The following is a 23,654-nucleotide window of genomic DNA, read 5'->3' as shown; positions in this document are numbered from 1 at the left end:
ATCAGAAGCATGTCCGATGAAACTTTGCAAGCTCCGCACGAGTCCACACGCCTAATAGTTATGGACGTTGATTCCACTTTGATTGATGAAGAAGTTATTGATTTACTCGGGGAAGCAGCCGGTTCTGGTGACTGCATCGCTGATATCACTAGACAAGCCATGCTTGGTGAAATTGACTTCTCTGCTGCTTTAGCGAAGAGAGTGGCATTACTGCGAGGAATGTCCACCAAGGTGTTAGACACAGTTTTCAACAATCTTCATTTCACCAAAGGTGCTGTGGAGATGATAAACACCGCACATCACCGTGGGTGGAAGGTGGCTGTCGTCTCTGGTGGCTTTAGCGAACTTGTAGACCGTCTTGTAGAGCAAGCACACATAGACCATAGTCTTGCTAATCACTTGGAAATCAAAAACAACATCTTAACGGGTAACACCACTGGCCCAATAGTAACCAAAAGTACCAAATTAGAATCTCTACAACGTTGGGCCGCGCACGATGGCATACCTATGTCACAAACGGTAGCCATCGGTGATGGAGCCAATGACATTCCTATGATTCAGACAGCTGGAATCGGTATAGCTTTCTGTGCCAAACCTCTTGTGCAACAAGCAGCTCATTACTCGATTACACAACGCGATTTAATGCAAGTTATCAATATCATTGATGCTCATGACCGTGAGATGGAGCAACACCGCCACTGAAGGTCAGATAGCAAGCACTTCAACACAGTAACGTACTTTTTACGATGCTCGGGTGTGACGGAACGGATGCATTATTCGCCGCTGGCGTTGGCACTTCATACGCAACGCACGTCAGCGTCAAGGTGCGCTCCTCTCACCCAATCAGCTGCCTTCATTGCACGTTTACCCTGCGGTTTCACCATGATTAACTCATAAGGTCCAGTCAACGTGCCTAACCAAACATGTTTTTTGGAAAAGGCTAGATGGCCGGGGAGCAGAGACTGCGGTATTTGTGGATCACTTTGATCAGCAATTTTTCCTTCGACAACATGCAAAGTGGTGCCCTGAGTATTGCTCTTCATATCCTGTTGGGATGTCATGACACACCAAGCGCCAGGTTCAGGAGTGCAGGCTCGTACTTGTCGGTCAACCGCAAATACCGGTGCATTGAGATTGATATGAGCATCATCAACCGTGATTTTTTCCGCACGTTCATATGCACCTTGAGGCTGCTCAATCGCTATAGCTGTTCCATCTTGTACCGTTTGCAGAGCCATCATCAACAATTGTGCACCATCTATTGCGAGACGGTCCAGAAGTTCTCCCGAAGTTTCGTGTGCACCAATCGTGGTTGTGGATTGCGCAATAATAGGGCCTGTATCCATGCCAGCGGTAATACGAAATACCGTCGCACCGCTCAATGACTCCCCCGACCATATGGCTCGCTGAACTGGTGCTGCACCTCTCCATTGTGGCAGTAAGGAAAAATGCAGGTTATACCATCCAAGCTCTAGAGCATCGAGAACAGGTTGCCGCAGTATCTTGCCGTAAGCAACAACAGCTGCTAATTGCGCGCCGGTGCTTGTAAGTTGCTCGATGAAATCCGAATCCCTTGGGTCAGATTCGATGACTGGGATTCCGAGCTCTTGCGCTGCAACCTTCACTGGACTAGCTGCAAGATGTCTTCCTCGTCCCTGAGGTGCGTCTGGACGTGTAAGGACAGCTACAACTTCAAAATGCTCGCCGTCAGCCGCCAAAGCTTGTAAAGCAGGTACAGCAACAGTGGGTGTTCCAGCAAATAATACTTTCATGACGTTCTCTCTGACTCCCCATAACGCAATGGTATTCAACACTTTGGGTTGATTATTTTACCGACCCTAACACAATGCAAATCGCGGATTTCACAGTAATACTCGCATTTACTGCACCGCTGGAATGTCAATTCCTGATTCGATAAGCAATGCACGAAGTTTGTATGGGTCAGTAAAACGTATTCCCCTAATACCAGCCTCATTGGCTCCCACGATATTCATGGCTTTATCATCTATGAATATGGCCTTATGCGCTTCAATACCGAAACGCTGTAACAAGTACTCGTAAATCTTTACTGATGGTTTTCGAATGTCAATCTCTCCCGAGACAACCTTGCCTTCTAAAGAATGCAGTATTTCGTATCGTTCCCAGGCAATAGGGAATAACTCGGCCGACCAGTTAGACAATCCCCACACATGGATGCCAACGGCTTTGAGATCTTCTATAAGCTTGCGGGCGCCTGGTACCACTCCGGTAAGTGAATCCACGAAATTATCGCAATAAAATTGAAACACCTCAGCCCAATGATCTCCTTTATTCTCACGAAGCCACTCAATGGTTTCCTCGCAGCTGCCACCAGCGTCCATGCGATCATTCGCATCATAAAAACCTGAAATATCGTTATCAAGCAATTGATCGATGCTCTCTTGAGAATATCTACTCATCATCGCCGCTGCAGGGTCCCAATAGACCAGCACATTGCCGAAATCGAATATCACATCGCTGATGGGATTGCCAATTGCATTCGCTGCTTGCTTTTGCGCGATAATGACATCATTGTCCATATCAGGCTCGTTGGGCCAACCCTTCATTATATTTCTCCTATCGCTCTGAGTAACAAACGTTCTATCTATCGGTACTGTCTTGTGTGCACACCGTTCGCCGGAAGCTACAGGATGTGCGCCATGCTCACTCTATGATGCCATTGAACCTTGTCTTTAGCGCAAGCATAGTTTTTTGAGGCAATGCCCTGCTACACCGTGCCTACCCAACAGTGCTGTTCCAACTGTGCTGATCCAACCGTACTGTTCTAACCGTGCTGTTCTATGACAAAGCAATAGTAGAAGGTTTAGAGCAGGTTCTTAGGATCAATTTGAAATCTCAGCTCTTGTCTATCCCTTGAAGCTACGTGACGGCCTACAACAGTTCGTAAACGTAATGCCAACTCATCATGCTGCTCAGGAGAAACTCTCACTAACACGCGAACTCGATCATCAGAACCTTCAAATTGACGCGCACTAATAGTTCTTGGTTGAGGTATCGGCACTGGACCAAGGAATCCTGGTAAAGCACTGTCACCCTCACCAATTGTGGAAAAATCTCCTCCTATAGCACCGATTTGGGCAAGAGTGTGCATCACAGCATCTCTACCTCCCCAAATACACGCTGTAGCATAAATCGGAGGCATACCGGTTTCAGCCCGATCTTGCAATTCTCTGGAAGCCAACACTGTTGAGTTCCATGTCAGCAACGATTGAGCACAAATAGGGTCTGCTTCGCCTATTAGCAACGCTTGACCTGCCTTGGAACGAGGCTGGCACTGTGACACGATGCGCATCCAAGTATCGAGCGTGTCAACGCGAGCATCAACACCTGGTGCATACAAACCAGTCCAAGCATCAAGTATGGCTACGGCTTGGTATCCACTGTGTACGGGGGCATCGCATACTGGGACACCATCTGATGAAACGCTCACTACCGACCTCACATGAGGCTCAGCTCCCGGTGTAGCAATGACAATTTGAGGTTTGTTGGTGATCTCTTCAACAATGCCTCGGGGCTGGTGTGGTGTAGAAATCACTTGTGGCACATGTCGAAAGAGCTGTCTCAATTCTGCTGCTGTTCCTGCAGCTCCTACACGCACCAGTTGCAATCGTTCGGATGAGCAGTATGTACAATGCCAGTCAACTGCAATAGCACCGCACCACATACACTGTGGAGCTCCCGAAGCTTTAGGTTCTAGCGGACCAGTGCAACGTTTGCATTGCGCTCTGCGATGGCAGTGTGCACAACTTAATACTTGACGAACACCATCATACGGAACAGACAGCAGCACCGGTCCCGACTGCAATGCTTTTGTCAACACAGTTACGGCAGTGTGTGGTACACGAGCGCCGATGGTAGGATCCGCCAGTCGTGATAGCTCTTCCCTGTTCAGCCAGCGAATCCACGGCATACTATCTTTCACCACACTGGGTAAACCGCGAAGTGCCTCGCTAGGCCCAGTAACCAGAGATGTATCGCTTCTCGAGACTGAACACTCCCACTGACTTGCGACACTTCTCGCAAAGGAGATTACTGCAAACACACCATGATGATTTTTTGCCCTGAGTCGTTGTACTCCCCTGGCATTGGCATACGGCATATGCCCGTCTGCATTCTGATATACACCGTCGTCAACAATGGCAAATAACGCAGGACCCTGAACTGGGGCATACATCGCTGCGCGAGTGCCAATAACACAGCGTAATTGTCCACTTGCTAAGGCGCCATAAGACCGGTATCGTTCGGCGGGCGACATCGAACTCCCCAAACAAACATAGTCACCTGTCCATCCACCGTGTTCCACCTTGCCAGGCGCAAAACGTCGCATACCGATAGTTTCTAAGACAATGTCCATCTCTGCGAGAGAACGAGTATCTGGGAGTACCAGCACTACGGATTTTCCGCTGGTCAATGCCTCTATCATCATCCATGCAGCATCGCTGGCCCAACGCAAAGCACCAGGTAGAGTGTCAAGAATAAAAGCAGCAAAAGCATTTCCTGCAATACCTTGTTTTAATGATTGAGCTGCTTCGTAGGATGCGCTAAAGTGCTCTGATTCTTGCTCATGCCAAGCAAGTGTCTCTTGGCTCAAACGATAGCGAGTCTTACCAAAACCAGCACATGATCCGAAACGCTGTTCAGCATCAATACGAGCAACTCGAGGAGGCACAGCTAATCGCAGAATGTTTGCTCGAGTTCCCCCATAAGCCTCAGCGATATCAGTGATATCATCGCGTAATTCTTGAGGCACCAACACTTCTGGTGCCAATACTCGTTCAATGAACTTCAATGACGAAGCAGCAGTTTCACTTATCGCTGTACGTTTCCACACCACACCATTAACTAAGCGGCCACCAAAACGTACTCTAACAAGAACTCCTGGAATTGCGGTCTCATCATCGCGACTCTGTACTAGATAATCAAAAGACCTACCAAGATGAGTGGCTTGTACATCGAGCACCACCTGAGCTATCGGATTGTTCACTGCAGCGATACGCTGCACAGCAGCACGTTTACGTCGTTTCGGAGGTGCCAAACCATCGAGCGCAGGCTGTTGTGCGTCTGACTCAACCATCATGCCTCACCCTCAAGCTTGTCGACCCAGCTCACACAACGCGCTGGCTTATGAATGTCCTTGTCATGCAAGTCTGGCCTTGCAAACACGTGCCCATGAACAAGAACACCGTGCCCTGATGGACACGGTGCCGAAAAATCATGCGCTAACTTACCAATGAGGTAAGGACAGTACTGCTATTACAGATTGTCCTACTCAGATACGGCAGCCTTCAGCTCATCCACTTTATCAGTGTGTTCCCATGTGAAATCAGGATCAGTGCGACCGAAATGTCCATATGCTGCGGTCTTTGAATAAATTGGTCTGAGCAAATCTAGCTCGTCAATAATCGCAGCGGGGCGTAAATCGAATACCTTACGCACAGCCTGCTGAATGCCTTCGAAACTCACACCCTGCTCAGTGCCATACGTTTCAACGTTGATGCTCACTGGATCAGCTACGCCAATGGCGTATGCAATCTGCACTTCCACACGGCGAGCAAGACCAGCTGCGACAATGTTCTTAGCAACCCAACGCGCAGCATACGCAGCAGAACGATCAACTTTGCTTGGATCTTTGCCTGAGAACGCACCGCCACCGTGATGTGCTGCCCCACCGTAGGTATCAACAATAATTTTTCTGCCGGTCAAGCCTGCGTCTGCTGCCGGCCCCCCAAGAATGAACGAACCAGTTGGATTAACTAAAAGACGGTATTGCTCATGCTCTACTTTGTCACCACACACCTCATCAAGCACAGGCTCTATGACATTGTGCTGAAGTTCCTTCGCTAACCAGTCGCGGTCAACTTCAGGATCATGCTGTGTGGAAATCAATACCGTATTGACTTTAAGCGGTCGATTGTCCTCATCATATTCAATGGTGACCTGAGTTTTACCGTCAGGACGCAAATGGTTGACAATACCTTCTTTGCGTACCTGCGCCAGACGAAATGCCAGTTTATGCGCAAGATAAATAGGCAGTGGCATCAGCACATCAGTCTCATCGCACGCATAACCAAACATCACACCCTGATCGCCTGCTCCTTGCGATTCGTAACGTTCTTCTCTAGTCGCAGCAGACTCCTGCTCTTGAGAGAGCCGGTCGACACCTTGACGAATCTCTGCACTCTGTTCCCCCAAAGCAACGAGCACGCCACAGGAGTCCGCATCGAGACCAATTTCTGAGCTGGTATAGCCAATCTTGCGCAAAACTGAACGAACTTTATGCTGAATATCCGTGTACCCCTGCGAACTCACCTCTCCGAAAACGAAGAACTGACCTGTTGTCGCTGAAGTTTCTACAGCAACGTGGGAGTGCGGATCCTGTGCAAGCATATCGTCCAGAATTGCATCCGATATCTGGTCACAAACTTTATCTGGATGACCTTCTGTTACGGATTCTGCTGAAATGAGACGACGTTCTGGCATGTCCCTCTTACCCCCCCAAATATGATTTTGGCGCACCATGTGCGCCGTATCCGCGAAAGCGGTGGGGACCTTATGTTGACTCCTACGCCGAATCACGGATTCTTAATAATCCATTACATGGTATGTATCACACAATGCAATAAACACCGTGTAATACATACGATGTAACCACCACTGCCTTGATGAACAGTAGTGAATACAGTTGATATACCCCGCGCCAAATTACCTGCGCGGAACAGATGCTTAGTTTCCTTCGCTTAAATCGTCCTCAGCGAGAGTCTCCTCGAGAAGACCTTCGTTAATTTCCCTGAATGCGATAGACAGCGGCTTCTCCTGATTCTGATACTCCACCAATGGTCCTACGTTTTGCAATAGGCCTTCATTAAGCTGAGTGAAGTAGGAGTTAATCTGGCGAGCACGCTTTGCAGCAAAAATAGCGAGTGCATACTTGGAATCAGCATGTCTCATAAGGTCGTCTATCGACGGATCTACAAATCCCTGAGCTGTTGGCTCGGTACCGAATGCCATATATTCTCCAATACAATGTCTGCTGTTCGTTCAATCCCCGCGATTATACCGCGTAGCTGAGATTTTGTGAATATAGTAATAACGCTGTTATGGCTTCTTTTCGTCCAGTATTCGGCCCTCAGCAGCATAGTGTCGCCGATGCCCACTTGAATGAAGATATGCAAATGAGATCAGCCAAAATAATGAATGGACGAATGTTCGCAGGAGCCCGCGCCCTTTATAGGGCGGCAGGCGTTGATGAGAAAGACTTTGGCAAGCCCATCGTAGCTATTGCCAATTCATTTTCAGAATTTGTTCCAGGACACGTACACCTGAACAAGGTTGGCCGACTGGTTTCTCAGGCTGTCAAAGAAGCTGGCGGCATTCCTCGAGAGTTCAACACCATAGCAGTTGATGATGGTATAGCTATGGGCCATACTGGCATGCTGTATTCTCTCCCTAGTCGAGATATTATTGCTGACGCCGTCGAATACTCAACAAATGCTCATTGTGCTGATGCTCTGATTTGCATCTCAAACTGCGATAAGATCACGCCTGGCATGCTTCTGGCTGCTCTACGAATCAATATTCCAACCATCTTCGTTTCTGGCGGTCCTATGGAAGCTGGAACCACAGTAATGCCAGATGGTTCCGTCAAAGAGAATACTGATCTGATCGATGTGATGTACGCATCTGCCGACGATTCGATGAATGACGATGATGTGCTCGCTCTAGAACAAAGCGTATGCCCTACCTGCGGCTCTTGCGCAGGTATGTTCACTGCAAACTCCATGAACTGCCTCGCCGAAGCATTAGGATTGGCTCTTCCAGGCAATGGCACCACGCTTGCTTCTCATACTGCACGTCGTGCTCTGTTTGAAAAAGCTGGACGTGTAATTGTAGATCTGGCCAACCGCTACTATCACGAGGATGATGCATCAGTGCTTCCTCGCGCTATAGCTACCAAACATGCATTCGAAAATGCGATGACCATGGATGTGGCCATGGGTGGTTCTACCAATACAGTGCTGCATATTCTCGCCGCTGCACAGTCTGCAGATGTAGACTTCACGCTCAACGACATCGAGCGCATCTCACATACCGTTCCCTGCATATGTAAGGCCTCACCTTCTGGTGAATGGGAAATCTCTGATGTACATCGCGCGGGAGGCATCAGCGGCATTCTTGGCGAACTTGATCGTGGGAACGTTCTTCACCGTGATACCCACTCAGTTGATTATCCAAGTCTTGAAGCCAAACTTGATGAGTGGGATATTATGCGTCCTACATGCATTGATGAGGCGAAGAAGCTCTATCATGCGGCCCCTGGCCACATCATTTCCCCTGAGCCTTGGAATCAGTCTGTTGAGTTCGACAGCCTCGATACTGACCGCGAAAACGGTGCAATCCACGACCTTGCACACCCTGCGGTTACTGAGGGTGGACTAGCAATTCTCCGCGGCAATCTCGCTCCTGACGGCTGCGTAGTTAAAACCGCAGGCGTGCCAAAAGAGATATGGGAATTCCGTGGGCCAGCACTTGTTGTGGAATCGCAGGAAGAAGCTGTCAAAGTTATTCTCGACAACACTCTTCAACCAGGTCAGGCGCTCATCATCCGTTACGAAGGTCCAAAAGGTGGACCAGGCATGCAGGAAATGCTATATCCAACGTCCTTCGTCAAAGGCAAAGGTATTGGCAAGGATGTGGCGTTGATAACTGATGGTCGATATTCAGGTGGATCCTCAGGTCTGTCCATTGGGCATGTGGCTCCTGAAGCTGCCAGCAAAGGGCCAATTGCGCTGGTTAAGAATGGCGACATCATCAACATCGATATTCCTCATCGTGCCATCAACGTGGAACTCAGCGATGAAGAACTAGCGCAACGCCGTGCCGATCTCGAAGCTGGTGATGGTTATGTGGCACACCGTAATCGCCAAGTATCACTAGCGCTGAAAGCGTATGCTGCTTTCGCTCGTTCTGCGGATAAAGGTGCCACGCGAGATCCTGAACTCATTGAAAGTCTTTCAGGTCTCGCCTAAAACCAAGCGATTACAATAACTGCTTCAAAAGCACAGCAACTTTTCGATTCTGCAACGAGAGCTGTTCTTTTGGAGCAGTTTTTTGTATGCACTCATTGGCAATGAATCTCATTATTCTCTTATTTACGCGCTCAACTGGCACTGTTTATACAGCGTTTACCCTTAAGACTTTCAGGATTTAGATCGTTTTCATATCTTCACCATAGGAGCACTCATTCTTGGGAGCACCTATAGCGACGAATTGATATTCGAGCAACATGTGAAGAAGACCAAGGGGAATAATCCGATGACACGAAAAACTCACCATGCTCGCAAGGTCATCCTTGCAGCGTTAACAGCGAGCATTACCCTGTCCGTAGGCGGCTTTGGCACTGCAATGGCAGCGAATGTCACTTCCGCGCCCACTGAGCACGGAGCAGCCCAGCGCATTGCCACAATCGGTAACGGACAAGCAAAAAATGTGATTCTCTTCATCGGTGACGGCATGGGAGATTCAGAAATTACCGTCGCTCGTGATTATTTACACGGAGCTGCGGGGAAGTTTGAAGGACTTGATGCCATCGGGCAACCAGGTCAGCTCAACGATACAGAAGCTGGAACAGGCCAATACACCACGTACTCTGTTGGCGATGGCATCGCTGATAAAGGAAAAGCAAGCATCACGCCGGTCACGGATTCCGCTGCATCCGGTTCGGGCTGGGCAACAGGGACAAAAACTTACAACAATGCCATCGATGTCGATGCCAATGGCAACCCACAAATCAATCTTCTTGAATTAGCCAAGGCGGCCGGCAAAGCAACAGGTAATGTAACTACAGCTGAAATTCAGGATGCTACACCGGCAGTGCTTGCTTCACACTCAACCTTGCGCTCATGCTATGGACCGCAAGGTAAAACGGATGGCAGCTCGGACAATTCAGCAAAGAATTGCGAGGCATCCCAACTCCTGCAGAATGGTGGTATCGGCTCAATATCCGAACAACTGCTTCAGACCAGAGCAGATGTCACACTTGGCGGAGGCAACAAATACTTCAAGCAGACTGCGCAAGCAGGAAGTTATCAAGGCAAGACACTTGAACAACAGGCTACCGAACGCGGTTACAACTACATTACTGATCCAACACAGCTCGCTTCGGTCACCGAGGCCAATCAAGATAAGCCGTTGATCGGTCTATTCTCAAGTGGGAACATGCCCACACAGTATCTACCGTCCGAAGCTACAGCCCAAAATTCATCCAAGGATGGGTCCCCAACACAGTGCACCACTAATCCAGAATGGCTTGGCACATCCGGTGCCTCCCTTTCAGATATGACTGACTCTGCTATTTCTCTCCTCTCAAAGAACCAGAATGGTTCAAGCAACGGATACTTCTTACAAGTTGAGGGTGCCTCCATAGATAAACAAGATCACAATGCCAACGCGTGTGGTCAAATTGGAGAAACCGACGATCTCGATCAGGCCATTGCCACCGCACTGAAAAAAGTTGACCTAAGCAACACATTAATCATTGTCACTGCAGATCACGCGCACACTAGCCAAATCGTTGAATCACAACCTGCATATGCCTTGAGCACCGTGCTCAAATCCCCTGTTGACGGCTCAAAAATCGTTGTAGCTTATGGCACAGCAACCGCAGATGCCAAGAACGAGAACGGTGGTTACAACGGTGGCAGTATGTCGCACACCGGAACGCAACTGCGCATTGCTGCATCAGGTCCTGGAGCTCAGCGTGTTTCTGGTCTCACAGATCAAACAGACAATTTTTTCACTATCGCTAAAACTTTGGGGCTAGCGAGCAGCAGTCAAGAAATCGCTGCCTTATCTAATAACGCGAATGTGACCGTATCCAAAGATGGCGATGCCGTTAATGCGCAGATCACTGCTTTCAACGGTGATGCTTCAGTGTCCTACTCATTGAAAAATTCTGCTGGTACTACCGTTGCACAATCGGTGTCAGACAGTTCAGTGTCTGGATTGCGTCTCAACACTACTGCTGCTACACCAATAGACTTGAGCACATACCTCAATGAGGGTGAATCGTATACTCTCACGGTAAAGGGCTTGCAGTCTGGCGTTGAGAAAACCATCTCACTGCAAGGACCTGCCAAATTGGCATCAGGGTATATACCGGTAACCCCATCAGATACTGCTCAGCCGCAAGGCAAGAATACTGCCGGCAACAAGGTGATTAGTGATGTCAGCACTCTAGGTACCAAACAGCTGGGGCGCACTGGCAGCACGATTGTCGCAGTACTATTACTGATGCTCGCAGTCGGTAGCACCGGTGGTTTGATACTTGCATGGCGTAAAGGAACGTTCTCGAAGTAATGTATTGCGCTAAGAGATAGGTGCTGCTGCGTAGCACCACTTTGGCCCCGATCTGCGCTCAATGCAGATCGGGGCCAAAGCATAGTTCATTAAGCTGAATACAGCTAGATTAGAGTATCTATGACGTTTGTGAAGTATTAGGCATACTCTTTGCTGATAACCTTCCAGAGCTCTTCAGCAGCATGCTCAACCGTATCATTGGTAATGACTACGTCGTATTCCCCTTCACTGGCCAACTCCACCTTGGCAGTTTCCAATCTTTTCTTACGCTGCTCATCATTTTCTGTTCCACGCGACTCCAAGCGATGAATCAGATCCTCAAAACTTGGGGGTGCCAGAAACACATAGACCACATCGATCCCAAGCTCGACTGCTCTCTCTTTGACGCGACGAGCTCCCTGCAAATCAATTTCTAATATGGTTGGAATCCCTGCATCCATATGCTCTAACACTGGTTTCAGAGGAGTCCCATAGTGTGCCATATTATGCACGAGAGCAGTTTCTAGGAATTCTCCTCTGCGCTCCATTGCAGCGAATTCCTCCTCATCAACAAACCAGTAGGTTATACCGTGAACCTCTCCTGGGCGTGGTGCTCGAGTTGTTGCTGAAACAGACACCCAGACTTCAGGATGTGCAGCTCGAAGTTGAGCCTCTACAGTGCCTTTACCGACAGCAGTTGGCCCGGTGAGTACCACCAAACGGTGTTTTCCTAGGGGACTATCACTTGCCTGGCTCACTGCCTGCTCCTCTTCTTGTCACATACATATACAAAACCACATCTGACCAAAGAATAATGTTGACGGTATACCTCTACAGCGCATCATTCATTGTGTGGGATTATTTACCTGGGTTAATGCCTTTTTGATATCTTTGGCGATATCATCGGTAGCTTTTGCCAAGTCTTTGATTACAGGACCTTTCACAGCTATCGAACGAGACACAGTGACCAGCACATTACCATGAGTTCCGGCAAAAACGGTTTTAATATCTTTGGCTTCGGCACCTTGCCAACCGTAACCTGGAGAAAGAATTGGACCAGTGAACGCTGATGGGTCTACACCACTTTCTGTAATCCAATCACTTATGGTTGCGCCAATAATTAAACCGACTGAACCCAAACCTGTCATGTCCGCATTAAATTTTTGTGCTGTCGATGCAATGCCATACGCAACTGTTTTGCCCTTGTACGTACCTTTTTGCCGAATCGCAGATTGTAGGCTCGCACCTTCAGGGTTTGAAGTCAAGGAAGCCACAAACACTCCCCTACCGTAATTCAGCGCTTCATCAATCAAACCGCTTAAAGAGCGTGCACCGTAATACGGTAACAAGGTAATAGCGTCGGCAAGTAATGGAGCTCCTGGTTTAAAATACGCATCAGAAATTGCAGAAACTGTTGTGGACAGACCTCCGCGCAGACAATCAACTATGGTAATAATACCCATCTGTCTAGCAGCAAATAACACTCTCTCTAAAGCAGCAAATCCTTTAGCCCCATAACGCTCAAACATACTGGTCTGAAATTTCACAGCTGCTGCTCTGCCGTATGCCGCCTGCAACATACGCATAGAAAATAATTCAGCACCCTCCGCATCAACCTGATAACCCCAGTCAGTCAGGAGTTTGCGGTGGGGATCAATACCGACGCACAGAGGGCCAAAATGAGCCATTGATTTGCTCAAACGCAACCCAAAATCGGAACGTTGGGCTCGAATTTCCTCTGCGCGTCGGTCGGTCATCAGTTCACGCTGCCTTCCATGGCATAGAGCTGTTCAGCATGTTCCTGAATGCTCATAATCTGATAATCATCATTACGTACAGCCTCAATAGCCATCAGCACGGCTGAGAACTCAGTAATCGTGGTGAATTGAGGCAAATCAGCTGCTATTGCCGCAGCTCGAATGGAATAGCCATCAGAGCGTGAACCGCGAGAATTTGGAGTGTTGAGCACCATATCGATGACACCCTCCTCTATCAGCTGTACCACGTTCTTGCCCTGCTCGTGCCGCTGCTCATCAGTTCCCAGAGGGACGACGCTCGAATCAACACGAGTAGTGATCTTCTCAACAACCTGAGCCTCGATACCGTAACGGCGCAGCACAGAAGCAGTGCCCTCGGTTGCCCACAGCTTGAAACCTAACTCCTGCAGTTTGGAAGCCATAAGAGGGAGTTGACGCTTGTCGGTGTCATTGACTGAAAGGAATACATTCCCATCTGTGGGCAAGCCACCGTCATAGGCTGCAAGCTGGCTCTTCGCAAACGCATGTGGGAAGTCACGGTCGAAGCCCATGACCTCACCAGTTGAGCGCATTTCTGGCCCAAGAAGAATATCAACCGTACGTCCCACAGGAGTTCTGAAACGCTTGAATGGCAGCACAGACTCCTTCACTGCGACCGGCTGACCCAGACGGATATCCCCGCCGTCACCAGAGGGAAGCAACAAACCGTTTCTGCGCTGATCAGCAATGCTCTCACCCGCCATAATGCGCGCAGCAGCCTTTGCTAATGCCGTTCCAGTAGCTTTTGATGCAAAAGGCACAGTTCTAGAAGCTCTAGGATTTGCCTCAATCACATACAAAGTATTGGCCATAAATGCATACTGGACATTGACCAGACCACGTACATCACAACCACGAGCAATTGAGAGAGTCCCTTCTCGCAAACGCCGAATCTGGTCTTCCGACAAGGTACAAGGAGGCAAGGTACATGCCGCGTCGCCAGAGTGCACGCCTGCTTCTTCAACGTGCTCCATAATGCCACCGATGTACAGCTCTTCACCGTCAAAGAGAGCGTCAACATCAATTTCTACGGCATCCTGAAGGAATTTATCAATCAGCAATGGCGATGCGAGACGGCCAGAGACGATGGTGTCTGCCTTCGCTTCATCTAAGGCACGATTGACGTAAGTAGTCAGTTGAGCATCATCATAAACAATTTCCATGCCACGACCACCGAGCACATATGAAGGCCTCACCAGCACAGGGTATCCGATGCGGTGTGCCGAATCCATAGCCTCGTCTAGCGATAAGGCAGTGCCATAGCGTGGAGCATTCATATGTTCTTTGGCCAGAACTTCGCCAAAGAGCTCACGGTTCTCAGCCAAATCGATAGCCTCTGGAGAGGTGCCAAGAATGGGCACACCAGCAGCCTTAAGACGTGCTGCCAACGACAGCGGTGTCTGCCCACCGAGTTGCACAATAACACCCTTAACAGGACCCATCTTTTTCTCAGCCTCAAAAACTTCAAGTACGTCTTCGAAGGTCAAGGGTTCAAAATACAGACGGTCAGACATGTCATAGTCAGTGGACACAGTTTCAGGATTGCAATTGATCATGATGGTGTCATAATCTTTGCCTAATTCCTGAACTGCGTGCACACAGGTGTAATCGAATTCGATACCCTGCCCAATGCGGTTAGGACCTGAACCGAGAATGATTACCGCCTCACGTTCACGAGGACGCAATTCTGATTCATCCGCATAACATGAGTAGTAGTAAGGCGTCACTGCATCGAATTCAGCGGCGCAAGTATCGACAGTCTTATAGACCGGACGAATACCATAATTCCAACGCAGTTCTCTAACAGTGTTTTCTCCACCATCGCCGAGTCGACGGAGCTGCGCAATCTGAACATCGCTGAGCCCCGACTTCTTGGCTTTGCGTAATAGCCTGGCACCCAGTGTTTCAGCGTCCCGTACCTCTTGGGCAGTTTGATCCATCATTTCAATCTGGCGCAGGAACCAACGATCAATTTTTGTAGCAGCAAAAATCTCTTCGATACTTGCTCCACCCCACATCGCACGCTGTACTTGCAGATAGCGATGTTCAGTAGGCGTATGCATATCAATCAACAGCTGCTCAACCTCATCACGCTGTGGACGCTCGCCCTCCCAAGTGAAGTTCATATGGCGCTTGTCGATAGAACGAAGAGCTTTGCCCAAGGATTCCTGGAAATTACCCGCAAGAGCCATTGCTTCGCCCACAGACTTCATGGACGTAGTGAGTGTGGGGTCTGCACCAGGGAATTTCTCAAACGCAAAACGTGGAATCTTGGTAACCACATAATCAATAGTTGGCTCAAAGCTTGCAGGAGTGGATTGCGTGATATCGTTACGAATTTCGTCGAGTGTATATCCTAAAGCAAGTTTGGTGGCAATCTTAGCAATCGGGAAACCTGTTGCTTTTGAAGCGAGCGCAGAGGAACGAGAAACGCGCGGATTCATCTCGATGACAATGATTCTTCCAGTGTCGGGATTAACCGCAAACTGAATGTTGCAACCGCCAGTATCTACGCCTACGCCGCGAATAATCTTGATACCGATATCGCGCATACGTTGATATTCACGGTCAGTGAGTGTAAAAACGGGCGCAACCGTGATGGAATCGCCGGTATGTACACCAACAGGATCAACATTTTCAATTGGGCAGACGACTACGACATTGTCGTTCTTATCGCGCATCAGCTCTAGTTCGTATTCTTTCCAGCCTTCGATGCCTTCTTCAAGAAGGACTTCATTAGTTGGAGAATAGTGGATACCTGCACCAGCGATGCGGTGGAGCTCCTCTTCGTTGTGTGCAATGCCAGAACCGAGGCCACCCATGGTGAAACTTGGCCGTACAACGAGAGGGTATCCCAGCACTGCTACGGCAGCATCAACTTCCTCCATCGTATGAGCAATCATTGATGCGGCAGATTCAGCGCCAGCCTTTTCAACAACCTTTTTGAAGAGGTCACGATCCTCACCACGATCGATTGCCTCAAGTGAGGCACCAATCAACTCAACGTTATAGCGTTCAAGCACTCCCGCTGCGCCAAGTGCCATAGCTGCGTTCAGTGCAGTTTGCCCTCCTAGTGTGGGCAGTAAGGCATCTGGGCGTTCCTTGGCAATGATGCGCTCAAGTACTGGAGTCGCAATGGGCTCAATATATGTGGCATCAGCCATTTCAGGGTCAGTCATGATGGTTGCTGGATTCGAGTTCACCAGAATCACACGAATGCCTTCTTCATGGAGCACTCGGCAAGCCTGCGTTCCCGAATAATCGAATTCGGCGGCCTGCCCGATAACAATCGGACCAGACCCGATGACCATAACCGAATGAATGTCGGTACGCTTAGGCATTCGACTTCCCCTCCTTGGCATTACCCATCAATTCAACGAAACGATCAAACAAGTATGAGGCGTCGTGCGGTCCTGCCGCAGCCTCAGGGTGATATTGCACGGAAAATGCTGGAATATCAAGGCACTGTAGGCCCTCAACAACATCATCGTTAAGATCTACGTGCGAAACCCGAACCCTGCCGTAGCGCCCGTTATCGTATGGAGATTCCAGAGTTTCCCCAATTGGGGCGTCCACAGCGAAGCCGTGGTTATGCGCAGTGACTTCCACTTTGCCTGTGGTCAGATCCTTTACCGGCTGATTTATGCCACGGTGTCCGAACTTAAGCTTGTAAGTGCCAAATCCAAGAGCTCTACCGAGGAGCTGGTTACCTAAGCAAATGCCAAAGAATGAGTATTGATGATCGAGGATGGCACGCAATAAGGCAACCTCATCATCTGCAGTTCCGGGGTCTCCTGGACCATTAGAGAAGAAGACACCATCAGGCTGCAGAGCCTCTATATCTTCTATGGTGCTGCTCAGGGGCATCACATGTACGCGGCAACCGCGCTCTGCTAAACGGTGAGGTGTCATACTTTTGATGCCGAGATCTACGGCCGCAACGGTGAATAATGGTTCTTTGCCAGCAAATTCACCAGATGGTTCAACGGTGTAGGTGCTATTCGTGCTGACCTCACCAGTTAAATGTGACCCTTGCATCTGAGGAGTGGCCTTCACCCTAGCAATAAGCTCATCAGTGCTGCTCAAAACGCCTTGAGCATTATTGAGTGCTTCCCCAGAAAAAATTCCAGCTCGCATAACGCCACCTGAGCGCAGGTGACGAACCAGCTTTCGGGTATCGATGTCACAGATGCCGACGATTCCTTGCCCTACCAAGTCTTCGTCAAGACTGCCCTGTGCTCTCCAATTGCTCACATTAGGGCTTGGATCACGGACCACATAGCCTGAAACCCAGATTTTGGACGATTCCGTATCTTCCCCATTAACACCGGTATTACCGATGTGTGGGAAAGTTTGCACCACGATTTGTCGGTCGTAGCTCGGATCGGTCAGTGTTTCTTGGTAACCGGTCATTCCTGTTGCGAAGACGATTTCACCGCTCGTCTCGCCTATCGCGCCGAAAGGCTTGCCCACATACACTTGTCCGTCCTCGAGGACGAGCACAGCATCTTGTTGGGAAAAACTCTCGACTGCAATGGTTTCGGAATCGTTCAACTTCACCAAACCCCCTCTTGCAGCGGATATTCGTATCAAGGATACCGAGCTCCTTGGATAAGCTATCCTTGTGAATGTTCACTTTCCACAGTTATGTCTTGGACAGAATCGCTTGTTGTTTCTAGGTTTTCTGCCTTATCAGACTCTTCTTGACTATCCTCATCGTGCACTGTAACTCGTTCAGATTTCAGCTCTGCGTCTGTCTCACTGTTAAGTTCATCACGTTGCGCACTAGCGTTATCGCCTTCTGAAACATCTGCCTGACTTGGGGTTGCAATATCTTGCGGTTGCAAGTCCACGTCATCGTCACTCGATGCCACATCACCAGACTCAGAACCAATACTCGACGCTGCATCACTATCTTCGACGCTGACATCTGGTTCTTCTTGAACTGGTGCTACTACCTCTGCAATCTCATCACGATGGTCATTTACCGCGCTAAGTAAGCCATGAATAAAACTTGGTGACTCTGCATCTGAGAGCGTCTTCGACAGCGATATCGCCTCGTCTATAGCAACCTTCTCAGGAACCTCATCGTTGTAACGCATTTCCCATACTGCAATCCGCAAAATATTGCGATCGACTACAGCCATTCGTCTGACTTTCCAGGAAGGAGAGTATTCATTCAAGGCAAAGTCGATAGTCCTTTGATGCTCTTGCACACCTTGGATAATCTCAATCGCATATTCCGGTAATGGTGTTTGAGCACCAGGATGATCGATGCGTTCAGCAAGAAGGGACAGGATTTCCTGTCCCTTCTCGTCTGCCTCGTACAAGGTATTCAGCGCCCGTTTACGAGCGGTTGAACGTGCCATGAAGCTGTGTCCTCAGTTCTCTCTACCGAGATATGAACCATCACGGGTATCAACCTTGATGTGTTCTCCCTCGTTGATGAACAATGGGACCTGAATTTCTGCACCAGTTTCAACCGTAGCTGGCTTGGTTCCTGCATTTGACCTATTACCTTGTAGCCCAGGCTCAGTGTGAGACACCACCAAAGTCACCGATGCAGGTAACTCAACAGACAACGGATTGCCGTCATGGAAGCTGATAATGCAATCAGTACCTTCGAGCAGGAATCTCTCCTGGTCGCCAATCAAGTTCTCAGGGATATTCACCTGCTCAAAATTGGTCATATCCATAAACACGAAGCTGCCGTCATCACGGTATGAGTATTGCATCGTGCGATTGTCTACTGTCTCAAACTCGACCTTCATACCAGCATTGAAAGTCTTATCAACAATCTTGCCGCTCAGTACATCCTTCATCGTGGTACGCACGAAGGCAGGGCCTTTGCCAGGCTTAACATGCTGGAACTTAATAACCGTCCACAGTTTGCCTTCAAGGTTGAGGACTGAACCATTCTTAATTTCATTAGTAGTTTGCGCCACGTTCACTCACCTATTCCGAGTCCTCTACGGACTGCTGTAAAAATGCCTTGTCTATTATGCCACATCGTATAAACACCGACTTCTTCGCACCACTTGAAATATCAATGATTACTCGGGGTAAAAACTGTAGAAGCTCGATCTACCTACGTGACCTTGCCTACAAGGTAGCAGAAATCTGCATGTTTACACTGTATTTTGGCGCTACATCGATCAATATGAGATTCGGATTCGTTTGTGTAGGGATGGCAGCAGACAAATCAACAATGAACGCCTCAGAATGGTGGAACGACGGTAACTAGGTTTCACACAGATCCCGAGTATCGTAAAAATCCCTACACAAACGGCATGCAACGCATGTGTAATGCGCTACTTACTCCAATGCGATTAATCTTTCTTGCAAACGTAGCGCGGCACTTCTCAAGTATGGTCAGCGCTACGTAATCAGAATGAGATATATGAATATACAAAAGAGGGACCTGCCGAAGCAGATCCCTCTATAGATTTAAGAGCAGTAAAGACTACTCGAGAACCTTGGTGACACGGCCTGAGCCGACGGTGTGTCCACCCTCACGCACGGCGAAGGTCAGACCTTCCTCCATAGCGATAGGCTGAATCAGCTCAACGGTGAAGGTGGCGTGGTCGCCAGGCTGAACCATTTCGATGCCTTCTGGCAGTGCAATGACGCCAGTCACATCGGTGGTGCGGAAGTAGAACTGTGGACGGTAGTTGGAGAAGAATGGCGAATGACGGCCACCCTCATCCTTGGTCAGCACGTAGACCTCTCCCTCGAACTTCTTGTGAGGGGTAACGGACTTAGGAGCTGCCACAACCTGGCCACGCTCGACCTGCTCGCGGTTGATACCGCGGAGCAACAGACCGGTGTTGTCGCCAGCTTCGGCTTCATCCATCTGCTTGTGGAAGGTCTCGATTGAGGTGCAAGTGGTGGTCTGAGTATCGCGGAGACCAACGATTTCAACGTTGGTGTTCACTGCGAGCTTACCGCGCTCCACACGACCGGTCACCACGGTGCCACGACCGGAGATGGTGAATACATCTTCGATAGGCATCAAGAATGGCTTGTCCAGATCGTGAACAGGAGTTGGAATGTAATCGTCAACGGCCTCCATGAGGTCTTGAACGGTCTTGACCCACTTATCGTGATCAGGAGCATCATCATGCAGTGCACCGTAAGCAGAAGTACGGATGACTGGGCAGTCGCGGTCGAAACCGTTCTCGTCCAGAAGGTCGCGAACCTCTTCTTCGACGAGCTCAATGAGCTCTTCGTCGTCGACCATATCGCACTTGTTGAGTGCAACAAGAATCTTCGGGACGCCAACCTGCTTGGCAAGCAATACGTGCTCGCGGGTCTGAGCCATTGGGCCATCAGTTGCGGCAACCACGAGGATTGCGCCGTCCATCTGAGCAGCACCGGTGATCATGTTCTTGACGTAATCAGCGTGGCCAGGAGCATCGACGTGAGCGTAATGACGCTTTTCGGTCTGGTACTCAATGTGCGCGATGTTGATGGTAATACCGCGCTCTTTCTCCTCTGGAGCCGAATCGATCTGGTCGAAGTCGTACTCAGGGTTCAGATCTGGATACTGCTGGTGCAGAACCTTGGAGATGGCAGCCGTCAGGGTCGTCTTACCGTGATCGACGTGGCCAATGGTACCGATGTTAACGTGCGGCTTAGTACGTTCGTACTTTTCCTTTGCCATGTGTTTGTCCTCCTGGACATCTCGTAGTTTGTCTGTGCGAAACCATCGCACAAGGCACTCGCTACATATTACTGGGTATTTGGGTTGTTCGCCACTCGTTGCCCTCCGCCCAGTCAGCAGTCAAAAATTCTACTGCTGACAGGAGACAGAGGGCAAATTTGCGAGTCGCGAACTTGGGGTTTAGTACCCCGAGTTATTACTCGCCGCGCTGGGCCTTGATGATCTCCTCGGAGACCGCCTTTGGCACCTCTGCATACGAGTCCATCTGCATGGTAAACATTGCACGTCCCTGCGTCTTGGAACGCAGATCGCCAATGTAACCAAACATTTCAGAAAGCGGCACCTTGGCGTCAATAACCTTGACACCAGTAGCGTCGGTCATGGACTGAATGCTGCCACGACGTGAATTCAGGTCGCCCATCACTTCGCCCATGTACTCTTCTGGGGTACGTACTTCAACCGCCATAATAGGTTCAAGAATCACAGGACGAGCCTTGTGAGCAGCTTCCTTGAAGCACATGGAACCTGCGATCTTGAAGGCCATTTCGGAAGAATCGACATCGTGAGTCTGACCATCAGTAACGGTGGCTTTAACGCCGACTACAGGGAATCCTGCAAGAATACCGGACTCCATAGCTTCCTGCACACCAGAATCAATGGAAGGAATAAATTCCTTGGTGATGTGTCCGCCAGTGACCTTGTTCTCGAACTCGTAGGTTTCACCCTCCGTGGTTTCAAGAGGCTCGAAGTTCATCAGCACCTTTGCAAACTGGCCTGAACCACCGGTCTGCTTCTTGTGTGTGTACTCCTGGTTCATTACAGCCTTGCGAATGGTTTCGCGGTATGCTACCTGCGGCTTGCCAACGTTGCATTCAACGTTGAACTCACGACGCATACGGTCTACCAAGATGTCGAGCTGAAGCTCACCCATACCGGAGATCAGGGTCTGTCCGGATTCTTCATCCGTCTTGACCTGGAAGGTTGGATCCTCTTCAGAAAGTTTCTGCAGAGCAATACCCATCTTCTCCTGATCGGCCTTGGTCTTAGGCTCCACTGCAACCTCAATCACAGGATCGGGGAAGCTCATGGATTCCAGAACTACAGGCTCTTTTTCATCGCACAGGGTATCGCCTGTAGTGACGTTCTTGAGACCAACGAAAGCATAAATATTGCCTGCGATGGCTGCTTCTACAGGGTTTTCCTTGTTGGAATGCATCTGGAAAAGCTTACCGATGCGCTCCTTCTTGCCCTTAGTTGAGTCGAGGACGTTGTCGCCCTGCTTGACCTGACCAGAGTAGACACGCACGTAGATGAGCTTGCCATAGAAGGGGTGGGTAGCAATCTTGAATGCTAGAGCTGAGAATGGTTCGTCAGCATCAGGATGACGCTCAATTTCCACGCTCTCATCACCGGGCTTGTACCCATCGATTGCAGGAACATCCTCAGGAGACGGCAAATAATCAACAACAGCATCCAGCATTGGCTGAACACCCTTATCTTTGAATGCCGATCCGCAGAATACCGGATATGCTTCCTTGGTAACAGTGAGCTTACGGATTGCACCGCGGATTTCGTCCTCGGTGATTTCCTCGCCACCGAGATACTTCTCGAGAAGTGCATCATCGGATTCTGCGACTGCGTCTAACAATTCAGAACGATACTGCTCAGCCTTTTCCTTGAGATCCTCAGGGATCTCAATGGTCTGGTATTTAGCACCGAGATCAGCTTCGTCTTCCCAGTAGTAAGCAACCATACGAACCAAATCGACGACACCATGGAAGTCGTTCTCAGCACCGATAGGCAGCTGCATCACGATTGGCTTGGCTCCAAGCTTCTCCTTGATGGTGTCTACCGAGTAGTAGAAGTTTGCGCCCAGCTTGTCCATCTTGTTAATGAAGCAGATACGCGGAACGCCATACTTATCAGCCTGACGCCACACCGTCTCGGACTGGGGCTCAACGCCCTCCTTGCCGTCGAATACGGCAACAGCACCGTCGAGTACACGCAGAGAACGCTCCACCTCAGCGGTGAAATCGACGTGCCCTGGGGTATCAATGATGTTGATCTGGTACTTATCTTTGGTGTCGTGAGTCTGGCGATTCCAGAAGCACGTAGTTGCAGCCGAGGTAATAGTGATACCTCGCTCCTGCTCCTGTGCCATCCAATCCATCGTTGCGGCGCCGTCATGCACCTCACCGATTTTATAGTTGACGCCGGTGTAATACAGGATTCGCTCGGTCGTTGTTGTTTTGCCGGCATCAATGTGGGCCATGATGCCGATGTTACGGACCTTCGTGAGGTCAGTGAGCACGTCTTGTGCCATGGTTGTCCTTAGCTCTTAATCTCTGCAATTACCAGCGGTAATGTGCGAAGGCCTTGTTGGCCTCTGCCATCTTATGAGTATCCTCACGACGTTTCACTGACGCACCCAAACCGTTGGATGCATCGAGGATCTCGTTGGCGAGACGCTCGGCCATGGTCTTCTCACGGCGTGCACGGCTGAAATCAGTCAGCCAGCGAAGTGAAAGAGTGTTGGCACGAACTGGCTTAACCTCGACCGGCACCTGGTAGGTCGCTCCGCCAACGCGGCGTGAACGAACCTCGAGGCTTGGACGAATGTTGTCCAGAGCACGCTTAAGTACTGCTACTGGCTCTTGTTCGGTCTTTTCTTTGACCTGATCCAGCGCGGTGTACACGATGTCCTCTGCGATTGACTTCTTGCCGTCGAGCAGAATCTTGTTGATGAGCTGCGCCACTACCGTCGAACCGTAGATTGGATCGGGCAGGAGCTGGTGCTTCTTAGCGGGTCCTTTGCGTGACAT

At 49.6% G+C, this 23,654-nt stretch carries 17 protein-coding genes; 3 read left to right on the top strand and 14 right to left on the bottom strand.

The annotated features are described in order from the left end of the window. The first annotated feature begins 9 nt into the window (after nucleotides 1-9). Nucleotides 10-702: a phosphoserine phosphatase SerB gene (gene serB / locus LKI20_RS04955; RefSeq protein WP_291771032.1), complete on the top strand. Its 693-nt coding sequence runs from the start codon at nucleotides 10-12 to the stop codon at nucleotides 700-702. Nucleotides 703-797: 95 nt separating this feature from the next. Here serB and fmt read toward each other — a convergent pair whose 3' ends face one another. The 5 genes from fmt to rpoZ all read right to left on the bottom strand — a co-directional run bounded on the left by fmt (nucleotide 798) and on the right by rpoZ (nucleotide 7,047). Further along, nucleotides 798-1,772: a methionyl-tRNA formyltransferase gene (gene fmt, locus LKI20_RS04950; RefSeq protein ID WP_291771028.1), complete on the bottom strand. Its 975-nt coding sequence runs from the start codon at nucleotides 1,770-1,772 to the stop codon at nucleotides 798-800. 108 nt (nucleotides 1,773-1,880) lie between these two features. Beyond that, nucleotides 1,881-2,585 (bottom strand): HAD family hydrolase, encoded by a 705-nt coding sequence (locus LKI20_RS04945; protein ID WP_291771025.1) that lies wholly within the window; start codon nucleotides 2,583-2,585, stop codon nucleotides 1,881-1,883. A gap of 257 nt (nucleotides 2,586-2,842) precedes the next feature. Continuing rightward, the gene (locus LKI20_RS04940; RefSeq protein WP_291773365.1) at nucleotides 2,843-5,113 is read right to left on the bottom strand and encodes a primosomal protein N'; all 2,271 of its coding nucleotides are present in this window, start codon (nucleotides 5,111-5,113) and stop codon (nucleotides 2,843-2,845) included. Nucleotides 5,114-5,304: 191 nt separating this feature from the next. Beyond that, entirely contained in the window at nucleotides 5,305-6,519 is a 1,215-nt protein-coding gene (gene metK / locus LKI20_RS04935; RefSeq protein WP_291771023.1) for a methionine adenosyltransferase, read from the bottom strand. Nucleotides 6,520-6,762: 243 nt separating this feature from the next. Beyond that, nucleotides 6,763-7,047, bottom strand: coding sequence for a DNA-directed RNA polymerase subunit omega (gene rpoZ / locus LKI20_RS04930; protein WP_291771017.1), 285 nt, complete (start codon nucleotides 7,045-7,047; stop codon nucleotides 6,763-6,765). A 158-nt stretch (nucleotides 7,048-7,205) separates the two neighbouring features. On the opposite strand from rpoZ, the gene ilvD reads away from it, so the two are divergent. Beyond that, the gene (gene ilvD / locus LKI20_RS04925) at nucleotides 7,206-9,065 is read left to right on the top strand and encodes a dihydroxy-acid dehydratase (protein ID WP_291773362.1); all 1,860 of its coding nucleotides are present in this window, start codon (nucleotides 7,206-7,208) and stop codon (nucleotides 9,063-9,065) included. Between the two features lie 286 nt (nucleotides 9,066-9,351). Further along, complete coding sequence (gene phoA / locus LKI20_RS04920) at nucleotides 9,352-11,394, top strand: alkaline phosphatase (protein WP_291770985.1); 2,043 nt, start codon at nucleotides 9,352-9,354, stop codon at nucleotides 11,392-11,394. A 137-nt stretch (nucleotides 11,395-11,531) separates the two neighbouring features. Here the strand turns inward: phoA and gmk are convergent, their stop codons facing one another. The 9 genes from gmk to rpsG all read right to left on the bottom strand — a co-directional run bounded on the left by gmk (nucleotide 11,532) and on the right by rpsG (nucleotide 23,654). Continuing rightward, nucleotides 11,532-12,131 (bottom strand): guanylate kinase, encoded by a 600-nt coding sequence (gmk, locus tag LKI20_RS04915; protein ID WP_291770971.1) that lies wholly within the window; start codon nucleotides 12,129-12,131, stop codon nucleotides 11,532-11,534. A gap of 87 nt (nucleotides 12,132-12,218) precedes the next feature. Next, nucleotides 12,219-13,130 (bottom strand): orotidine-5'-phosphate decarboxylase, encoded by a 912-nt coding sequence (gene pyrF / locus LKI20_RS04910; RefSeq protein ID WP_291770958.1) that lies wholly within the window; start codon nucleotides 13,128-13,130, stop codon nucleotides 12,219-12,221. Continuing rightward, entirely contained in the window at nucleotides 13,130-16,510 is a 3,381-nt protein-coding gene (gene carB, locus LKI20_RS04905; protein WP_291770942.1) for a carbamoyl-phosphate synthase large subunit, read from the bottom strand. The genes pyrF and carB overlap by 1 nt, the downstream gene beginning before the upstream one ends. Next, nucleotides 16,503-17,732 (bottom strand): glutamine-hydrolyzing carbamoyl-phosphate synthase small subunit, encoded by a 1,230-nt coding sequence (gene carA / locus LKI20_RS04900; RefSeq protein WP_434734904.1) that lies wholly within the window; start codon nucleotides 17,730-17,732, stop codon nucleotides 16,503-16,505. Before carA ends, carB begins: the two co-directional genes overlap by 8 nt. A 53-nt stretch (nucleotides 17,733-17,785) precedes the next feature. Then, nucleotides 17,786-18,538: a transcription antitermination factor NusB gene (gene nusB / locus LKI20_RS04895; RefSeq protein WP_291770897.1), complete on the bottom strand. Its 753-nt coding sequence runs from the start codon at nucleotides 18,536-18,538 to the stop codon at nucleotides 17,786-17,788. 12 nt (nucleotides 18,539-18,550) lie between these two features. Beyond that, entirely contained in the window at nucleotides 18,551-19,114 is a 564-nt protein-coding gene (gene efp, locus LKI20_RS04890; protein ID WP_291770884.1) for an elongation factor P, read from the bottom strand. Between the two features lie 518 nt (nucleotides 19,115-19,632). After that, nucleotides 19,633-20,832 (bottom strand): elongation factor Tu, encoded by a 1,200-nt coding sequence (tuf, locus tag LKI20_RS04885; RefSeq protein WP_291770873.1) that lies wholly within the window; start codon nucleotides 20,830-20,832, stop codon nucleotides 19,633-19,635. A 196-nt stretch (nucleotides 20,833-21,028) separates the two neighbouring features. Further along, nucleotides 21,029-23,155: an elongation factor G gene (gene fusA, locus LKI20_RS04880; protein WP_291770857.1), complete on the bottom strand. Its 2,127-nt coding sequence runs from the start codon at nucleotides 23,153-23,155 to the stop codon at nucleotides 21,029-21,031. A 28-nt stretch (nucleotides 23,156-23,183) separates the two neighbouring features. Beyond that, a complete protein-coding gene (rpsG, locus tag LKI20_RS04875; protein WP_033496665.1) occupies nucleotides 23,184-23,654 on the bottom strand; it encodes a 30S ribosomal protein S7 in 471 nt (156 codons plus the stop codon).

It is taken from the genome of Bifidobacterium sp., from assembly GCF_022647885.1.
In the GTDB taxonomy this organism is placed as follows: Bacteria; Actinomycetota; Actinomycetes; order Actinomycetales; family Bifidobacteriaceae; genus Bombiscardovia.
Note: the sequence above shows the minus strand (reverse complement) of the source record. Positions and strands in the feature narration are given on the sequence as shown.

What these genes read in the sequence shown, in the direction of transcription:
- fusA (WP_291770857.1), bottom strand. Translation starts at nt 23,155, where the DNA reads ATGGCACAAGACGTGCTCACTGACCTCACGAAGGTCCGTAACATCGGC.
- serB (WP_291771032.1), top strand. Translation starts at nt 10, where the DNA reads ATGTCCGATGAAACTTTGCAAGCTCCGCACGAGTCCACACGCCTAATA.
- carB (WP_291770942.1), bottom strand. Translation starts at nt 16,510, where the DNA reads ATGCCTAAGCGTACCGACATTCATTCGGTTATGGTCATCGGGTCTGGT.
- nusB (WP_291770897.1), bottom strand. Translation starts at nt 18,538, where the DNA reads ATGGCACGTTCAACCGCTCGTAAACGGGCGCTGAATACCTTGTACGAG.
- LKI20_RS04945 (WP_291771025.1), bottom strand. Translation starts at nt 2,585, where the DNA reads ATGAAGGGTTGGCCCAACGAGCCTGATATGGACAATGATGTCATTATC.
- rpoZ (WP_291771017.1), bottom strand. Translation starts at nt 7,047, where the DNA reads ATGGCATTCGGTACCGAGCCAACAGCTCAGGGATTTGTAGATCCGTCG.
- tuf (WP_291770873.1), bottom strand. Translation starts at nt 20,832, where the DNA reads ATGGCAAAGGAAAAGTACGAACGTACTAAGCCGCACGTTAACATCGGT.
- LKI20_RS04940 (WP_291773365.1), bottom strand. Translation starts at nt 5,113, where the DNA reads ATGGTTGAGTCAGACGCACAACAGCCTGCGCTCGATGGTTTGGCACCT.
- pyrF (WP_291770958.1), bottom strand. Translation starts at nt 13,130, where the DNA reads ATGACCGACCGACGCGCAGAGGAAATTCGAGCCCAACGTTCCGATTTT.
- ilvD (WP_291773362.1), top strand. Translation starts at nt 7,206, where the DNA reads ATGCAAATGAGATCAGCCAAAATAATGAATGGACGAATGTTCGCAGGA.
- metK (WP_291771023.1), bottom strand. Translation starts at nt 6,519, where the DNA reads ATGCCAGAACGTCGTCTCATTTCAGCAGAATCCGTAACAGAAGGTCAT.
- rpsG (WP_033496665.1), bottom strand. Translation starts at nt 23,654, where the DNA reads ATGTCACGCAAAGGACCCGCTAAGAAGCACCAGCTCCTGCCCGATCCA.
- phoA (WP_291770985.1), top strand. Translation starts at nt 9,352, where the DNA reads ATGACACGAAAAACTCACCATGCTCGCAAGGTCATCCTTGCAGCGTTA.
- fmt (WP_291771028.1), bottom strand. Translation starts at nt 1,772, where the DNA reads ATGAAAGTATTATTTGCTGGAACACCCACTGTTGCTGTACCTGCTTTA.